The sequence below is a fragment of the Promicromonospora umidemergens genome, assembly GCF_024171995.1.
In the GTDB taxonomy this organism is placed as follows: domain Bacteria; phylum Actinomycetota; class Actinomycetes; order Actinomycetales; family Cellulomonadaceae; genus Promicromonospora; species Promicromonospora umidemergens.
In genome coordinates this window covers 88,478-106,227 of sequence record NZ_JAMTCT010000019.1, presented here as the reverse complement: position 1 = coordinate 106,227, position 17,750 = coordinate 88,478, and the positions used below count along the sequence as shown (strand labels likewise).

Below are 17,750 nucleotides of genomic sequence, written 5' to 3'. Positions count from 1 at the left end.
CGGACGACGAGCCCCCTGACCGACCGGGCCGCCGTCGTCCCGGACCATCGCAAGGAACTGCGCCCGGCCATGGCCGGGTGCCTGTGAGGACCCATGACCAAGCCGTTGCCGACACAAAGGGTTGGGTTGCCCGCGCCGATGACTGGTGCCGGCCTGTACGACCCGGCAGCCGAGCATGACGCGTGCGGCGTCGCCTTCGTGGCGACGCTCCGCGGCACGCCCGGACGCGACATCGTCGATGCCGGGCTGACCGCCCTGCTGAACCTCGACCACCGCGGTGCGGTGGGGGCGGAGGAGGACAGCGGCGACGGCGCCGGGATCCTCACCCAGATCCCCGACGCGTTCATCCGTGACGTGGTGGGCGTCGACCTGCCGCCCGCGGGGATGTACGCGATCGGTACGGCCTTCCTGCCGGCCGACGACGCCGAGCGCGAAGCCATGGTGCGCCGCGTCGAGGCGCTGGCCGCCGAGGAGAAGCTCGACGTGCTGGCGTGGCGCGACGTCCCGGTGGATGCCGGGATCGTTGGCCCGACGGCGCGCGCCTCCATGCCGGTGTTCCGGCAGATCGTCGTGGCCGACCCGTCGCGGGGGCTGTCCGGGATCGACCTGGACCGGCGGACCTACCGCCTGCGCAAGCGTGCCGAGATCGAGGTAGGCCTGTACTTCGCCTCGCTCAGCTCCCGGACCCTGACGTACAAGGGCATGCTGACCACCGCGCAGCTCGAGCCGTTCTTCCCGGACCTGTCCGACCCGCGGTACGCCACGGAGCTGGCCCTGGTCCACTCGCGGTTCTCCACCAACACGTTCCCGTCGTGGCCCCTGGCCCAGCCGTTCCGGCTGCTGGCCCACAACGGTGAGATCAACACGGTGCGCGGCAACCGCAACTGGGTGGCGGCGCGCGAGGGCACCATGGAGTCCGAGGTGCTCGGCGACCTGAAGGCCCTGCAGCCGGTGTGCTCGCCCGGCGCGAGCGACTCGGCGAGCTTCGACGAGGTGCTCGAGCTGCTGCACCTGAGCGGCCGGTCCCTCCCGCACTCCGTGCTGATGATGGTGCCGGAGGCCTGGGAGAACAACACGAGCATGGACTCGGCGCTGCGGTCGTTCTACGAGTACAACGCCAACCTCATCGAGCCGTGGGACGGCCCTGCCTCCCTCACGTTCACCGACGGCACCCTGATCGGGGCCGTGCTGGACCGCAACGGCCTGCGTCCCGGTCGCTGGTGGGTCACCGAGGAGGGGCTCGTGGTGCTGGCCTCCGAGGCCGGCGTGCTCGACATCGACCCCGCGACGGTGGTTCGCAAGGGCCGCCTCGAGCCCGGCAAGATGTTCCTCGTGGACACCGGCTCCGGCCGGATCGTCGACGACGAGGAGATCAAGTCCGGCCTCGCCGCGCAGCACCCGTACGGCGACTGGATCCGCGAGCACTCCGTCCACCTCGAGGAGCTGCCCGACCGCGAGCACGTCGCGCACAGCCCGGCGTCGGTCCGGCGGCGCCAGCGCGCCTTCGGGTACACCGAGGAAGAGCTCAAGATCATCCTGACGCCGATGGCGACCACCGGCGGCGAACCGCTCGGCGCCATGGGCTCCGACACGCCCGTCGCGGTCCTCTCGCAGCGTCCGCGGCTCCTGTTCGACTACTTCACGCAGATGTTCGCGCAGGTCACCAACCCGCCGCTGGACGCGATCCGCGAGGAGCTGGTCACCGCCATCGGCAGCGCGATCGGGCCGGAGCCCAACCTGCTCGCCGACCTGCCGGAGCACGCCCGCAAGCTCGTGCTCGGCTTCCCGGTGCTGGACAACGACCAGCTCGCCAAGATCGTGCACGTCGAGCGCGACCGGGAGCTGGAAGGCGTCTTCCACGCCGAGACGATCCAGGGCCTCTACGAGGTCTCGGGCGGCGGCGGTGCTCTGCTGGCGCGGCTCGAGGCGATCTTCGCCGACGTCGACCGGTACGTGGAGGAGGGTGCGAGCTTCCTCGTGCTGTCCGACCGCGACGCCAACTCCGAGCTGGCCCCGATCCCGTCGCTGCTCCTGACCAGCGCCGTGCACCACCACCTGGTGCGCAAGCACACCCGCAACCGGGTGTCGCTGGTGGTCGAAGCCGGCGACGTGCGCGAGGTGCACCATGTCGCGCTGCTCATCGGCTACGGCGCGGCCGCCGTGAACCCGTACCTCGCGATGGAGACGGTCGAGGACCTCGCCCGCCGCGGGTACCTGGAGGTCACTCCCGAGAAGGCCGTCGCCAACCTCATCAAGGGGCTCGGCAAGGGCGTGCTCAAGGTCATGTCCAAGATGGGCATCTCCACGATCATGTCGTACCGCGGCGCCCAGATCTTCGAGGCCGTCGGTCTGGCCCACGACCTGGTCGAGGACTACTTCACGGGCACCACCTCGCGACTCGGCGGCATCGGGCTGGACGTCATCGCGGCCGAGGTCGCGGCGCGGCACGCCGAGGCGTACCCGCCGTCCGGCAACATGAAGCCGGGCGAGCGGCTCACCACGGGCGGCGAGTACCAGTGGCGGCGCGACGGGGAGGACCACCTGTTCGACCCCGAGACGGTGTTCCGCCTGCAGCACGCCACCCGGTCCGGCCGGATGGACATCTTCCGGCAGTACACCCGGCGCGTGGACGAGCAGTCGAACCGCCTCATGACGCTGCGCGGCCTGCTGCGCTTCAACCCCGACCGCGAGCCGGTGCCGATCGACGAGGTCCAGTCGATCAGCGACATCGTCACGCTGTTCAACACGGGCGCCATGTCCTACGGGTCCATCTCGGCCGAGGCGCACGAGACCCTCGCGATCGCGATGAACCGTCTCGGCGGCCGGTCCAACACGGGCGAGGGCGGCGAGGACCCGGAGCGGCTCTACGACGACGAACGGCGCTCACGCGTCAAGCAGATCGCCTCGGGCCGGTTCGGCGTGACGTCGGAGTACCTGACGAACGCCACCGACATCCAGATCAAGCTCGCCCAGGGCGCCAAGCCCGGCGAGGGCGGGCAGCTGCCCGGGTCCAAGGTCTACCCGTGGGTGGCGCGCACCCGGCACTCGACGCCTGGCGTCGGGCTCATCTCGCCGCCGCCGCACCACGACATCTACTCGATCGAAGACCTGGCCCAGCTGATCCACGACGCGAAGAACGCCAACCCGGCCGCGCGTGTCCACGTGAAGCTGGTCAGCGAGTTCGGCGTCGGCACGGTGGCGACCGGTGTGTCCAAGGCGCACGCCGACGTCGTCCTGATCTCGGGGCACGACGGCGGGACCGGCGCCTCGCCCCTCACGTCGCTCAAGCACGCGGGCACGCCCTGGGAGATCGGCCTGGCCGAGACCCAGCAGACGCTCGTGCTCAACGACCTGCGCGACCGCATCGTCGTGCAGGTGGACGGCCAGATGAAGACCGGGCGCGACGTGATCGTCGCAGCGCTGCTCGGGGCCGAGGAGTTCGGCTTCGCGACGGCGCCCATGGTCGTGTCGGGCTGCATCATGATGCGGGTGTGTCACCTCGACACGTGCCCGGTCGGCGTCGCCACGCAGAACCCCGAGCTGCGCAGCCGGTTCACCGGCAAGCCGGAGTTCGTCGTGAACTTCTTCGAGTTCATCGCCCAGGAGGTGCGTGAGCACCTCGCGGCGCTCGGCTTCCGCAGCCTCGAGGAGGCGGTGGGCCAGGTGCAGGTGCTCGACACCCGCAAGGCCGTCGACCACTGGAAGGCGCAGGGCCTCGACCTGACCCCGGTGCTGGCCAAGCCGCAGCTCAAGGAGGGCTCCTCGCTGCGGCACACGACGCTGCAGGACCACGGCCTCGCCAGGGCGCTGGACAACCAGCTCATCACGGCGGCGGCCCCGGCCCTCGAACGCGGTGAGGCGGTGCGCATCGAGCTGCCGATCCGGAACGTGAACCGCACGGTCGGCACGATGCTCGGCCACGAGGTCACCAAGCGGTACCGCGGCGCCGGCCTGCCCGACGACACGATCGACGTGACCCTGACCGGGTCGGCGGGCCAGTCGCTCGGCGCGTTCCTGCCCCGTGGCATCACCCTGCGCCTGTTCGGCGACGCCAACGACTACGTCGGCAAGGGCCTGTCGGGCGGCCGCATCGTGGTCCGCCCGGACAAGGCATCGGTGCTCGACGGCGCGAACGTCATCGGCGGCAACGTCATCGGCTACGGCGCCACCTCCGGCGAGGTCTACCTGCGCGGTCGGGTGGGGGAGCGGTTCGGCGTGCGCAACTCCGGCGCCACCCTCGTCGCGGAGGGCGTCGGCGACCACGCCTGCGAGTACATGACGGGTGGCACGGTGCTGGTGCTCGGCCCCACCGGCCGCAACGTCGGTGCGGGCATGTCCGGCGGCACCGCGTACTTCCTGGACCTGCGGGTCTCGCGGGTCAACCAGGCGGCGCTCGAGGCGGGCGAGCTCAGCCTCGAGCCGCTGGACGACGCCGACTGGGAGACCGTGCGCGGGCTGCTGGAGCGGCACCGCGCCGAGACCGGATCGACGGTGGCGGCAGAGCTGCTCGACGACCCCGTGCTCGCGCGTGGCCGGTTCAGCCGCATGCTGCCGCCCGGCTGGGCGCGCGTGCGCCTGGCACTCAGCGAGGCGGAGGCCGCAGGCGCCGACGTCTCGGGCAAGACCCAGTGGGACCCGTCCGTCTGGGACCAGATCATGGAGGTGGCACGTGGCTGACCCCAGAGGGTTTCTCAAGATCCGGGAGCGGGAGCTCCCGCCGAACCGGCCCGTCGAGGTGCGGCTGCGTGACTGGAAGGACACCCACGCGCACCGCGCGGAGGGACAGGCCTTCCTCAAGGAGCAGGCCGGCCGCTGCATGGACTGCGGCGTGCCGTTCTGTCACCAGGGCTGCCCGCTGGGCAACCTGATCCCGGACTGGAACGACCTGGTCTGGCGTGGCCAGTGGGCCGACGCGATCGACCGCCTGCACGCGACCAACAACTTCCCGGAGTTCACGGGCCGCGTGTGCCCGGCGCCGTGCGAGTCGTCCTGCGTGCTGAGCATCAACCAGCCGGCGGTGACCATCAAGAACGTCGAGGTCTCGATCATCGACGAGGCGTTCGCCCGCGGGCTGGTCACGCCGCACGTGCCGGAGCGGCTCACGGGCTCGACTGTCGCCGTCGTCGGCTCCGGCCCCGCCGGGCTGGCCGCGGCGCAGCAGCTGACCCGCGCCGGGCACACCGTCGTCGTGTACGAGCGGGACGACGCCGTCGGCGGCCTCCTGCGCTACGGCATCCCGGACTTCAAGCTCGAGAAGCTGCACATCGACCGCCGTCTGGCGCAGATGGAGGCCGAGGGCACGCGCTTCCGTGCGGGCACCACGATCGGCAAGGACATGAGCTGGGACGCCCTGCGCCGCCGGTTCGACGCCGTCGTGGTCGCCACCGGTGCGACCGTGCCGCGCGACCTGCCCCTGCCCGGCCGGGACCTGCCCGGCATCCACTTCGCCATGGACTACCTGACGCCCGTCAACCACGCGGTGCGCGCCGGTACCCCGGACGTCCTCCCCGAGGGCGCGCCGACGGCTGCCGGCAAGCACGTCGTCATCATCGGCGGCGGCGACACCGGTTCCGACTGCCTCGGCACCGCGCTGCGCCAGGGTGCCGCGAGCGTCACCACGCTCGCGATCGGCAAGATGCCGCCGACCGAGCGCCCGGCGAACCAGCCGTGGCCGACCGACCCGATCCTGTTCGAGGTCTCGACCTCGCACGAGGAGGGCGGCGAGCGCACCTACCTGGCGTCCACGGTGGAGTTCCTGGCCAGCTCCGAGCCCGGGGCCGAGGGCAACGTCCGCGCCCTCAAGGTCGCGGAGACCCAGTACCTGCCCGACGGACGTCGCGCCGCCACGCCCGGGACGGAGCGCGAGATCCCCGCCGACCTCGTGCTCGTCGCCATGGGCTTCACCGGCCCGGAGACCGGTGTGCTCGAGGAGCAGACCGGTATCGAGATCACCGAGCGTGGCCTCGTCGCCCGCGGCGACGACTACGCTGCAAGCCTGCCCGGTGTTTTTGTGGCCGGCGACGCCGGCCGCGGGCAGTCCCTCATCGTGTGGGCCATCGCGGAGGGCCGTGCTGCGGCCGCCGCGGCTGATACCTACCTGCAGGGCAGCACCGAGCTGCCTGCCCCGGTGCGTCCGCGCACGCTCGCTCTGCGGTCGTGACCGGAGAACCCGCCCGGGAGTTGTTCACCCCCACAGGGCGCTGCGGCGCCCACCTGCCTAGGCTGGAGACATGCGCAGAGCCAAGATCGTGTGCACCATCGGACCCGCTACGGAGACGCCGGAGAAGCTCCGGGAACTCGTAGACGCCGGCATGAACGTGGCGCGGATCAACCGCAGCCACGGTGAGCAGGAGGCGCACGCGGCGGTCTACCGTCACGTGCGTGAGGCCGCGAAGGCGGCCGGGAAGTCGGTCGCCGTACTCGTCGACCTGCAGGGCCCCAAGATCCGGCTCGGCCGGTTTGCCGGGGACGAGAAGCATTTCCTCAACAAGGGCGACACGTTCACCATCACCACCGAGGACGTCCTCGGTAGCCGGGAGCTCGTGTCGACCACCCACAAGGGCCTGAACCAGGACGCCAAGGTGGGCGACCCGCTGCTGATCGACGACGGCAAGGTGCGCGTGCGCGTCACCGCCGTCGAGGGCCCGCGGGTCATCACCGAGGTCGAGGTCCCGGGCCCCGTCTCGAACAACAAGGGCATCAACCTGCCCGGCGTCGCGGTCTCCGTGCCGGCCTTGTCCGACAAGGACGAGTCCGACCTGCGCTGGGCGCTCAAGCTCGGTACCGACTTCATCGCGCTGTCGTTCGTGCGGTCCGCCAAGGACTACGAGGACGTCCGCCGCGTGATGGAGGAGGAGGGCCGTACGGTCCCCGTCATCGCCAAGATCGAGAAGCCGCAGGCCGTGGACAACCTCGCCGAGATCATCGCGGCGTTCGACGGTGTCATGGTGGCGCGCGGTGACCTCGCGGTCGAGATGCCGCTGGAGCAGGTGCCGCTCGTGCAGAAGCGCATCGTCGAGATGGCGCGGCGCAACGCCAAGCCGGTCATCGTCGCCACGCAGGTGCTCGAGTCCATGACGACGTCGCCGACGCCGACCCGCGCCGAGGCGTCGGACTGCGCCAACGCGGTGCTCGACGGCGCCGACGCCGTGATGCTGTCCGGTGAGACCTCGGTGGGCGACTACCCGATCGTCACGGTCGAGACCATGGCCCGGATCATCGAGGCCACGGAGCAGGCCGGCCGGGAGCGCATCGCGCCGCTCGGTTCCACGCCGCACACGCGTGGTGGCGCCATCACGCGCGCCGCCGCCGAGATCGGCGAGACGCTCGGGGTGAAGTACCTCGTGACGTTCACGCAGTCCGGTGACTCCGCGCGCCGGATGTCCCGCCTGCGCTCGTCCATCCCGCTGCTCGCCTTCACCCCGGAGCAGCACGTCGCCAACACCCTCGCGCTCACCTGGGGTACCTCCGAGTACCTGGTGCCGAAGGTGGAGAACGTCGACGCGATGGTCGACCAGGTCGACCGGACGCTGCAGGACCAGGGCCTCGCAGAGAAGGGCGACCTGGTCGTCGTGGTCTCGGGTGCTCCGGTCGGCGTGCCCGGCACGACGAACTCGATCCTGGTGCACCGCATCGGCTCGCACGTCGACGGCTACAGCACGGCCTGACGACGGTCGGCCGGTCGGTGCCGGTCGGACCGGACAGGCCCGGACACCCTTCACGGGGGTCCGGGCCTTTTCGTGTCCGTGGAAGTGCCAGCGTCCGCCAGCTGGGGGAGATGTCGCTATTGTTCCGGGCGTGACCCGCACCTCCTTCCCCTGGTCCCGGCTCGGCTTCTCCGCCCTCGTCGTGGTCTCGCTCGGCCTCGGCTGGTGGGGCCTCGCGCTCGACACCAGCCACTTGCCCGGTCGCACCTGGTACGACGTCGTCTACCACGACCTCCAGCTCTTCGTGATGGGCGCCGACCCGGCCAGCGGTGGCGGGCCGCTCTCCTGGCAGCTCCAGGTGGCCCGGTTCCTCGCGCCGGCCACTGCCGTCTACGCCCTGTTCGAGGCAGCGCGCGCCCTGTTCACGGGAGAGATCCGCCGGTTCAGGGACCGGCGTGCGCGCGGCCACGCGATAGTCGTGGGGCAGACCGACGCCGCGGACACCGTCACCGCCGCCCTGGAGGCCGCAGGTCACCGGGTGCTGCGCACCGCGGACGCAGCCGGCCTGGGTGCTGCGGGTCTCACCGGCGCGACCGTCCTGTACGCGTGCGGCGACGACACGGAGGAAGCCACCGCCAACGTGCTGACCGTGGCCGAGGCGGAGAACGCCGTCCGCCGCTCCGGCAGGGGACCCGAGCGGCTGTACGCCCACGTGAGCGACCCCGAGCTCGGCGTAGCGCTCCAGGCGCGCCACCTGAGCTGTGCAGAACCAGGCGTCGACTTCTTCACGCTCGATGTCATCGCCGCGCAGGCGCTCGCCGTGCGCGAGGTCCGGCGCATGGTCGACGGCCCGGGTGGCCCGGCCGCGCGGACCCGCGTGGCGGTGGTCGGTTCGGGCGAGTTCGCCAAGGCCCTCGTCGTGGGGCTGGCCCGCGAGTGGGAGCTCGCGGGCGACGGGGCCCGCCTGACGGTCGACCTGATCGCGGACGACGCCGAGGCGGTCACCGGGGCGCTGCGCGCCCGGTGGTCGCCCGTGGCGGAGAAGATCGAGCTGCGCGCGGCGGCGGCGCTCGGCGCCGGCGTCCCCGGCGTGCCAGACGTCGTCTACGTCTGCCATGCCTCCGACGGCACGTCCCTGCGCGTGGCCCTCACGGCCACGAAGCTGTGGCACGGCGGCCCGGGGTCGCTGGTGCTCCTGCTTGACGGCCTGGCGGGGCTCTCGAGCGCCTTCGGCACGGAGGCGTCCCGGGTGCTCGACAACCTGGACGGACGGCTGCGCACCGTGACCATGCGGGACCTGCTCGCTGACGTCGAGCGCGAGGAGGCCCGCGCGCACGCCGACATGTACGAGCGGATCGCGCGGTCCGTGCACCACGTCTACCTGCGCAACCAGCTCGAGCGCGGGGTCGCTTGGGGCGAGGTCCCCGCCATGGTGCGCTGGGAGGACCTCCCCGAGGACCTGCGAGCGTCCAACCGCGGGTGGGTCGTCGGCCTGCCCGAGCGCCTGGCGCGGATGGGCGCGACGATCGCGCCGCGCGACGGGGCCGCTGAGGTCGTGTTCGAGGGCGTCGAGCTGGACAGGCTCGCCGAGGCGGAGCACGAGCTGTGGGAGTCGGTGCGCGTGGCGCAGGGCTGGCGCAGCGGCCCGGTGCGGGACGACGCCGCCCGCGTGCACCCGATGATCGGCATGCCGTGGTCAGAGCTGCCCGAGGTGAACCGGGAGAAGGACCGGGACGTGGTGCGGCTCCTGCCCGAGATCCTCGCGGAGTTCGGGCTGGAGGTCGTGCGGTACGAGGAGGGACGGGTCCTGGAGGCCCTCGTCGACGCCTGAGCTGCTGTGTGCCGGGTGTGGGACTTGAACCCACACGCCCTCGCGGGCAGCGCTTTTTGAGAGCGCCGCGTCTGCCTGTTCCGCCAACCCGGCCTGCCGGGACCTGAAGTGTGTCCCGGCGGACATCGAACCATACCCTGGTCCAGGCCCCAAGCCCGGGTGTGCGCGACGTAGGATGTACTCCGTGACCGACGAGAACACCGAGAAGCTTTCCCTGGACCTGCCCCCGATGATCGACGCCGAGCCGGAGGCAGCTCCCGCCAACCCGTCCCGCCGTGCTGTCGTGGCCGAGGACGAGGCCCTCATCCGCATGGACGTCGTGGAGACCCTGCGCGAGGCAGGGTTCGACGTGGTGGGTGAGGCCGGCGACGGCGAGACTGCTGTGAACCTGGCGATCGAGCTGAAGCCCGACGTCGTCGTGATGGACGTCAAGATGCCCGAGCTGGACGGGATCTCCGCCGCCGAGCGCATCGGCAAGGCCCACGCGGCCCCTGTGGTGTTGCTCACGGCGTTCTCGCAGACGGAGCTCGTCGAGCGTGCCCGCGACGCGGGTGCCATGGCGTACGTGGTGAAGCCCTTCACCCCGGCCGACCTGCTGCCCGCCGTGGAGATCGCGATCTCGCGCTACTCGCAGATCGGCGCGCTGGAGGCCGAGGTCGCTGACCTCACCGAACGCTTCGAGACCCGCAAGCGCGTCGACCGTGCCAAGGGCCTCCTGATGACCAAGATGGGCCTGTCGGAGCCGGAGTCGTTCCGCTGGATCCAGAAGACGTCGATGGACCGTCGCCTCACCATGCGCGAGGTCGCGGACGCCGTCATCGAGCAGGTCGGCTCCTGACCCTGGCAGACGTCTGGAGCGGGTGAAATCTCGCTTCGCAGGTTCTCTGTCGGCAGGGTGAGGACTAGTCTCGGCGCTCAGTCGGGCTTGACGCCCGAAACTTCAGATCCCGGAAGGAGATGAGCGTGCTCGAGATACGCCCCGCCCGCGAGGACGACCTGCCGGCCGTCGCCGCACTGGCCGTCGAGGCCCGAGACGACTCGCCGACCGGGGCCCAGCTCGGGGCCCAGGACGCCGGCCGGCTGCTGGAGCACCTCAGCGTGCTGCTCGCGGCCGGAGGGCACGTGCTGGTCGCTGAGCACAACGGGCAGGTCGTCGGCGTCATCCTTGGCCGGGTCGTGGCGGCCTACCTCTTCGCGCACCGCGCGAGCCTGTATCTCGACATGCTGTTCGTCGCGCCCCGAGCGCGCCGCCACGGTGTCGGGCACGCGCTGCTCCGCGCGGCAGCCGATCTCGCGGCCGAGCACGAGTGCGACGACATCTACTCCGCGCCGGTCCCCGGCAACCGTGGAGTGCAGCGGTTCCTCGCCCGGCTCGGCTTCGCCCCGGCGGCAGGGCACCGTGTGGTGTCCGTCGCAGCGCTCCAGCGCCGCCTCGCGACAGATGCCGCAGCGCGTGACGGCGCGCACCACAGCCGTCGGTCTGCGCGCGGAGGCCTCGAGGATCTCATCGCCCGCCGCCGCCGGGCCCGGTCCGTCATGGAGTCCGGGCCCATCGACATGCGCCCGGTGGGCGGCGGCGCGCCGTCTCGCCGCCGCCCGGCGAAGGCCAGCTGAGCCCGCACCCTCGGTTCAGGCGAGCGGTTCAGGAGAGGATGAGGCAGGTCAGGCGTGCGGTGCACACCCGCTTGCCCGCGTCGTCGGTGATGACTATCTCGTACGACGCCGTCGTACGGCCCAGGTGGATCGCCGTCGCCGTACCTGTGACATAGCCCTCGCGGGCTCCGCGGTGGTGGGTGGCGCTCACCTCGATGCCGACGGTCTTCTTGTCCGGTCCCGCGTGCGCCTGCGCGGCGAGCGAGCCGAGCGTCTCGGCGAGCACCACCGACGCACCGCCGTGCAGCAGGCCCGCCGGCTGGGTGTTCCCCTTCACCGGGATGCGCCCGACCGCGCGGTCCGGCGCGAGCTCCAGCAGCTCCATCTCCATCCGCTCGAACAGCGTGCCCGTCGTGCCGGCGCCGCCGTACATCGTCTTCCAGTCGACGGCGGGCTCTGGGGGCGTCGCGGAAGCGCTCGTGTCAGTCATGCGGGCTATGTTGTCAGGCGTGACCTCCACCGTGCCAAGCCGTACTCCGGGCAAGCCTGCGTCAGGCCGCCCCCGTCTCCTGCTGATCGATGGCCACTCCATGGCCTATCGGGCGTTCTACGCGCTGCCCGACACCCTCGCGACCAGCTCAGGACAGATCACCAACGCCGTCTACGGCTTCACGTCGATGCTGACGAACCTGCTCCGGGACGAGCAGCCCACGCACCTGGGCGTGGCGTTCGACGCGGGCCGCGTCACCTTCCGCACCGAGCGGTTCCCCGAGTACAAGGGCACACGGGCCGCTACGCCGGACGCGTTCAAGGGGCAGGTTCCGCTCATCAAGGAGGTTCTGGACACCCTGCGCATCCCGTCGGTCGAGCTCGCGGGCATCGAGGCGGACGACATCCTCGCGACGCTGGCCACGCAGGCGACGGCGGCCGGCATGGAGGTGCTGGTCTGCTCGGGCGACCGTGACGCGCTGCAGCTGGTGAACGGTGACGTCACCGTGCTGTACCCGAAGAAGGGCGTGTCGGAGCTGGCCCGCATGGACCCCGCGGCGGTCGAGACCAAGTACGGCGTGCCGCCGGAGCGCTACCCCGACCTCGCCGCACTCGTGGGCGAGACCAGCGACAACCTGCCGGGCGTGCCCGGCGTCGGGCCCAAGACCGCCGCCAAGTGGATCACCGCGCACGGGGGCCTCGCCGCTCTGCTGGACGCCGCGGAGGACGTCAAGGGCAAGGCAGGCGAGAGCCTGCGCGCGCACATCGACCAGGTGCGGGTCAACCGGGAGCTGAACGCCCTGCTGACCGACGTCGAGCTGCCGCTCGGCGTGGCCGACCTCGCCCTGGAGGGCTTCGACCGCGAGGCCGTGCACCTGGTCTCGGACACCCTGCAGTTCGGCCAGCTGCGCGACCGTCTCCTCGCCGTGGACCCCTCGGGCGCCGCTGCGGAGGAGGTTCCCGTGGCCGCCGGGATCGAGCTCGACCTGGCCGACGTCGCGCCGGGCGCCCTCGGTGCCTGGCTCGCCGCCCGCTCGGAGCACGTGGGCGTCGAGGTGGCCGGCAAGGTCGTCGCGGGCGGCGGAGACGCCTGGGCCGTCGCCGTGGCGGAACCGGGTGGTGAGGCTGCATACCTCGACCTCACGCAGCTCGGCCCCGACGACGAGAAGGCGCTCGGGACCTGGCTCGCCGACACGAAGGCGCCCAAGATCCTGCACGGGGCGAAGGCCGCCGCCCACATGCTCGCCGCGCGCGGCATGGACCTCGAGGGCGTCACGTTCGACACGGAGCTCGCCGCGTACCTCTGCTACCCCGACCAGCGCGGCTACGACCTGGGCGACCTGGCGGTGCGACACCTCGGCCGGGAGCTCAAGGTCGCGCAGCCTGACGGCGCGCAGGGCGCTCTCGACCTCTCGCTCGAGGGCGAGGCCGAGGGGCAGGCGGAGGCGGTGCGCGCCCACGGCGTGGCCGAGCTCGCGACGGCCCTGGAGGGCGAGCTCGCCGACCGCGGCGCCACCCACCTCCTCGATGACGTCGAGCTGCCGCTGTCGGGCGTGCTGGCGCGCATGGAGCGCATCGGCATCGCCGCAGACACCGAGTACCTGACCGGACTGGAGCGGCAGTTCGCCGACGGCGTGGCGGACGCCGCCGCCGAGGCGTACGCCGTGATCGGCCGGGAGGTGAACCTCGGCAGCCCCAAGCAGCTGCAGGAGGTGCTGTTCGACCAGCTGGGCATGCCGAAGACCAAGAAGATCAAGACGGGGTACACGACCGACGCGGCGAGCCTGCAGGACCTGTTCGTCAAGACGGAGCACCCGTTCCTCGCGCACCTGCTGGCGCACCGTGACGTGTCCCGCCTGCGTACCACCGTCGAAGGGCTGCTCAGGTCCGTCGCGCCCGACGGCCGCATCCATACGACGTTCCAGCAGACCATCGCCGCGACGGGCCGCCTGAGCTCGACCGACCCGAACCTGCAGAACATCCCGATCCGCACCGAGGCGGGCCGGCAGATCCGGCGGGCGTTCCAGGTCGGCGCCGGGTACGAGTCGCTGCTGACCGCCGACTACAGCCAGATCGAGATGCGGATCATGGCGCACCTGTCGGGTGACATGGGCCTGATCGCGGCGTTCAACTCGGGGGAGGACCTGCACCGGTACGTGGGCTCACGCGTGTTCGAGGTGGCACCCGCCGACGTGACGCCCGAGATGCGGTCCAAGATCAAGGCGATGTCGTACGGCCTCGCCTACGGGCTGAGCGCGTTCGGCCTGTCGCAGCAGCTGGGCATCGCAACGGGCGAGGCGCAGACCCTGATGGACGACTACTTCGAGCGGTTCGGTGGCGTGCGCGACTACCTCTCGGGCGTGGTCGAGGAGGCGCGTGCCACCGGGTACACCGCCACGATCCTCGGCCGGCGGCGTTACCTGCCCGACCTGACGAGCGACAACCGGCAGCGCCGGCAGATGGCGGAGCGCATGGCGCTCAACGCGCCCATCCAGGGCAGCGCCGCCGACATCATCAAGCTCGCCATGCTCAAGGTGCAGCACGAGCTCGACACCCGCGGCCTCAGCTCGCGCCTGCTGCTGCAGGTGCACGACGAGCTCGTGATCGAGGTGGCGCCGGGGGAGCGGGCCGCGGCGGAGGACGTCCTGCGCAGCCAGATGGGTGCGGCGTTCGTGCTCAACGTGCCGCTGGACGTCTCGGTGGGCACGGGGTCGACCTGGCACGAGGCGGGCCACTGACAGCAATGGTCCTGGCGGTCAACAGGGCGGCATCGTAGGCTGTAGGAATGATATTCGACCGCATCTCGGCTGACCCTGGTCGGATGGGGGGCCTCCCCACCATCCGTGACACGCGTGTCACGGTCACCGCTGTGCTCGGGCAGCTCGCCGCAGGGCGTACCGCCGAACAAGTTGTGGCGGACTATCCGTACCTTGAGCCTGCTGACGTCTATGCCGCGCTTGCGTTCGCGGCGGAGGCACTCAGGGAGCGAGAGCTACCTTTCGCTGCCGCATGAGACTGTTGATCGACGCCAACCTGTCGCCAGTCGTGGTGAGCGGGCTGAAGGCAAAGGGCTTCGACGTGAGCCACGTGTCCGAGCACGGGTTGCTGACCGCCTCGGACCAAGAAATCTCCGACTACGCGATCGAGACCGAATCGGCGATTGTCTCGGCCGACAGTGATTTCGCCACCATGCTCGCCTTGAGCAAGGGCAAGGCCCCGTCTCTGGTCCTGCTTCGATCGGTCGACCAGTTGACGCCGACGGAGCAGGTCGAGCTGCTCGCCAACAACCTGGGCCAGGCGGCGGAGGAGATCGAGACCGGTGCAGTCGTCTCGGTCCGCCCGGGCCATCTGAGGGTCCGGCTGCTACCCCTCGGGTGAGTCAGATCTTGAGGGTCACGAAGACCGCCGTGCCCGGCAGGTAGCGGCCGCGTTCCGGGCCCCACCCGCCCCAGACCTGGTCGTTCCACTCCGGCCACTCGGGTTCGACCAGGTCCACCAGGCGCAGCCCCGCGGCCGCGACGTCGCGCACGTGGTCGCCGACGGTGCGGTGGTACTCCGCGTACCGGACGCGCCCGGCGGCGTCGGTCTCCACGTACGGGCGGCGGTCGAAGTACGAGCGGGACGCCGTCAGGCCCCGCCGGGTCGGGTCGTCGGGGAACGCCCACCGCAGCGGGTGGGTGACGGAGAAGACCCAGCGTCCGCCGGGGCGCAGCACCCGCACGGCCTCGCGGTGCACGGCGCCGGCGTCGGGCACGAAGGGCAGGGCGCCGAACGACGTGAACACGACGTCGAAGGAGCCGTCCGCGAACGGCAGGGCCCGCGCGTCCGCCTGGACGCGCGGCACGGCGACGCCCGTGGCGGCGTCGAGGCGCCCCGCCCCCGCCAGCATCCCCGCCGAGTAGTCGGTGGCGACCGCCCGCGCCCCGCGTGCGGCGAGCCAGCGCGAGCAGTGCGCGGCTCCGGCCCCGACCTCCAGCACGTCGCGTCCCGCGGTCTCGCCGAGCAGGTGGGCCTCCGCCTCGGTCAGGCCCTCGGGGCCCCAGCGGAACCCGGCGTCACCGAGGAAGTCACGGTGCTCGTCGAGATACTCGTCGGCGTTGGCGTCCCACCAGGTCCGGGCGGCGCGGCCGTCGTCGGCCACGTCGCGGTAGCCGAAGGACACCGGCTCGTCGTTGCTCACGGGGCAATCATCGCGCCTGCGTACTCGCTATGGCTTCGTATGACCGCGTCTATGAGTCGGCGCGAAATACCACAGCCGTGGCGATAACGAAAGGGTCACGATTGGATTCCGGTCAGGGAAGCGAAATACGCAGGCAACGAGAACGCTCCTAAGGTCAGGCCCAAACGTCTGCGTGTCGTCGTGTCCGAACCCGGGCCCGCCGGTGCGCTCGAGGAAGGAGAGTGCCATGCGTCGACGCGCTACGCGCCTTGCGGGCGGCGTCACCCTGGTGACTGCGTTCGCAGTGGCTCTGAGCGGTTGTGTCGCCAGCGAGCGGGACGCCGACGGCGGTGACGGCGGGAGCAACGGCGGAGACGGCACGTTCGTGTTCGCCGGATCGGCCGAGCCGAGCTCGCTCGACCCCGCGTTCGCCAGCGACGGCGAGACGTTCCGGGTCGCCCGCCAGATCTTCGAGGGGCTTGTCGGCGTCGAGCCGGGCACCGCGGACCCCGCTCCGTTGCTCGCGGAGAGCTGGGACGTCAGCGAGGACGGTCTGGAGTACACGTTCCACCTCAAGGAGGACGTGAAGTTCCACGACGACACGGACTTCAACGCCGAGGCCGTTTGCTTCAACTTCGACCGCTGGCACGACTGGACCGGTCTCGCCGCGCACGAGAACCTCTCGTACTACTACAAGGTCGTCTTCGGCGGCACGGGCAAGGACAGCCTGTACGCGTCCTGCGACGCGTCCGACGACGCGACCGCGGTCGTCACGCTGAAGGAGCCGATCCCTGAGCTGGTGCCGGCGCTCTCGCTGCCGTCGTTCGCCATGCAGTCGCCCACGGCGCTGGAGGAGTTCGGGGCGGACGAGGTGGAGGGCACGTCCGACGCTCCTCAGCTCACCGTGTACGGCAAGGAGCACCCGGTCGGCACCGGCCCGTACGAGTTCAAGGAGTGGAAGAGCGGCGAGAGCGTGACCCTCACCGCCAACGACACCTACTGGGGCGAGATCGCCGACGTCAAGACCATCGTGTTCACGGTGATCTCCGACGGCACCGCGCGTCGTCAGGCGCTCGAGGCCGGTGACATCGACGGCTACGACCTGGTCGCGCCCGCCGACGTCGACGCGCTCAAGGAGGGCGGCTACACGATCCTCGACCGCGACGCGTTCAACATCCTGTACCTGGGTATGAACCAGGCGCAGGAGCCGCTGGACGACATCAAGGTCCGTCAGGCGATCGCGCACGCGATCGACAAGGAGGGCCTGGTCCAGGCAGCGCTGCCGGAGGGCACGGAGCCCGCCACGCAGTTCGTGCCGGAGATCGTCACCGGGTTCAGCGAGGACGTCCAGAGCTACGAGTACGACCCTGAGAAGGCCAAGGCGCTCCTCAAGGAGGCCGGCCAGGAGAACCTCGAGATCGAGTTCAACTACCCGACCGAGGTCTCGCGCCCGTACATGCCGGACGCCGCCGCGATCTTCGAGGCGATCTCCGCGGACCTCGAAGAGGTGGGGATCACGAGCAAGGCGACGCCCGAGCCGTGGAGCCCGACCTACATCGACACCATCCAGGGTGGCGAGAAGCACGGCCTGCACCTCCTGGGCTGGACGGGTGACTACAACGACACCTACAACTTCATCGGCACCTTCTTCGGCGCGCAGTCCCTGGAGTGGGGCTTCGACGACCCGGAGGTGTTCCAGGCGGTCAAGGACGCCCGCAACGCTCCCCTCGAGGAGCAGGAGGCCGCGTTCATGAACGCCAACGAGGTGATCATGGAGGCCCTGCCCGGCGTGCCGCTGGCGAGCCCGGTGCCGTCGCTCGTCGTCGCGCCCGAGATCGAGGGCTACCCGATCTCTCCGGTGCAGGACGAGGTGTACAACGTCATCACCCTCGGCGGAGGCGAGTAAGGTTCCCTTCCGAACTACCTAGGGACCCCAAGCCTTAGGGTGAAATGCCTCAGGTCGGGGCGCGGCGGCTGCCGCGCCCCGACCGCTGTCCGGAGTCCTCGGCGTCGGGCCACGAGCCCAGCCGCC

The 17,750-nt window shown here is 71.0% G+C and carries 12 protein-coding genes and 1 tRNA gene; 10 read left to right on the top strand and 3 right to left on the bottom strand.

Annotated elements, in window-relative coordinates; all coding sequences use genetic code 11:
- Nucleotides 1–138: 138 nt before the first annotated feature.
- The 4 genes from gltB (at nucleotide 139) to APR04_RS31140 (ending at nucleotide 9,477) form a co-directional block, all read left to right on the top strand.
- The gene (gene gltB, locus APR04_RS23640; protein WP_253875068.1) at nucleotides 139–4,677 is read left to right on the top strand and encodes a glutamate synthase large subunit; all 4,539 of its coding nucleotides are present in this window, start codon (nucleotides 139–141) and stop codon (nucleotides 4,675–4,677) included.
- Complete coding sequence (locus APR04_RS23635) at nucleotides 4,670–6,160, top strand: glutamate synthase subunit beta (protein WP_253875066.1); 1,491 nt, start codon at nucleotides 4,670–4,672, stop codon at nucleotides 6,158–6,160. Before gltB ends, APR04_RS23635 begins: the two co-directional genes overlap by 8 nt.
- 70 nt (nucleotides 6,161–6,230) lie before the next feature.
- The gene (pyk, locus tag APR04_RS23630) at nucleotides 6,231–7,667 is read left to right on the top strand and encodes a pyruvate kinase (RefSeq protein WP_253875064.1); all 1,437 of its coding nucleotides are present in this window, start codon (nucleotides 6,231–6,233) and stop codon (nucleotides 7,665–7,667) included.
- Between the two features lie 130 nt (nucleotides 7,668–7,797).
- Nucleotides 7,798–9,477 carry a RyR domain-containing protein gene (locus tag APR04_RS31140; protein ID WP_253875062.1) on the top strand — a complete coding sequence of 560 codons (1,680 nt, stop codon included), beginning with the start codon at nucleotides 7,798–7,800 and terminating at the stop codon, nucleotides 9,475–9,477.
- A 9-nt stretch (nucleotides 9,478–9,486) separates the two neighbouring features.
- Here the strand turns inward: APR04_RS31140 and APR04_RS23620 are convergent.
- A tRNA-Leu gene (locus tag APR04_RS23620) sits at nucleotides 9,487–9,570 on the bottom strand.
- Between the two features lie 82 nt (nucleotides 9,571–9,652).
- Here APR04_RS23620 and APR04_RS23615 point away from each other — a divergent pair.
- A complete protein-coding gene (locus APR04_RS23615; RefSeq protein WP_372496165.1) occupies nucleotides 9,653–10,315 on the top strand; it encodes an ANTAR domain-containing response regulator in 663 nt (220 codons plus the stop codon).
- Nucleotides 10,316–10,440: 125 nt separating this feature from the next.
- Nucleotides 10,441–11,091, top strand: coding sequence for a GNAT family N-acetyltransferase (locus APR04_RS23610; protein WP_253875060.1), 651 nt, complete (start codon nucleotides 10,441–10,443; stop codon nucleotides 11,089–11,091).
- Nucleotides 11,092–11,119: 28 nt separating this feature from the next.
- On the opposite strand, the gene APR04_RS23605 is transcribed toward APR04_RS23610, so the two are convergent.
- Nucleotides 11,120–11,503, bottom strand: coding sequence for a PaaI family thioesterase (locus APR04_RS23605; protein ID WP_253875113.1), 384 nt, complete (start codon nucleotides 11,501–11,503; stop codon nucleotides 11,120–11,122).
- Nucleotides 11,504–11,567: 64 nt separating this feature from the next.
- Here APR04_RS23605 and polA point away from each other — a divergent pair, with 64 nt between their 5' ends.
- The 3 genes from polA to APR04_RS23590 are packed head-to-tail and all read left to right on the top strand — an operon-like array spanning nucleotide 11,568 to nucleotide 14,937.
- Nucleotides 11,568–14,297 (top strand): DNA polymerase I, encoded by a 2,730-nt coding sequence (polA, locus tag APR04_RS23600; protein ID WP_301312904.1) that lies wholly within the window; start codon nucleotides 11,568–11,570, stop codon nucleotides 14,295–14,297.
- A 47-nt stretch (nucleotides 14,298–14,344) separates the two neighbouring features.
- On the top strand, nucleotides 14,345–14,572 hold the full coding sequence (locus tag APR04_RS23595) for a DUF433 domain-containing protein (protein ID WP_301312903.1): 228 nt from the start codon (nucleotides 14,345–14,347) through the stop codon (nucleotides 14,570–14,572).
- Between the two features lie 5 nt (nucleotides 14,573–14,577).
- Nucleotides 14,578–14,937 (top strand): DUF5615 family PIN-like protein, encoded by a 360-nt coding sequence (locus tag APR04_RS23590; protein WP_253875056.1) that lies wholly within the window; start codon nucleotides 14,578–14,580, stop codon nucleotides 14,935–14,937.
- Between the two features lies 1 nt (nucleotide 14,938).
- Here the strand turns inward: APR04_RS23590 and APR04_RS23585 are convergent, their stop codons facing one another.
- Entirely contained in the window at nucleotides 14,939–15,739 is an 801-nt protein-coding gene (locus tag APR04_RS23585; protein WP_253875054.1) for a class I SAM-dependent methyltransferase, read from the bottom strand.
- Nucleotides 15,740–15,965: 226 nt separating this feature from the next.
- Between APR04_RS23585 and APR04_RS23580 the strand changes: the two genes are divergently transcribed.
- A complete protein-coding gene (locus APR04_RS23580) occupies nucleotides 15,966–17,624 on the top strand; it encodes an ABC transporter substrate-binding protein (RefSeq protein ID WP_253875052.1) in 1,659 nt (552 codons plus the stop codon).
- Nucleotides 17,625–17,750 lie beyond the last annotated feature (126 nt).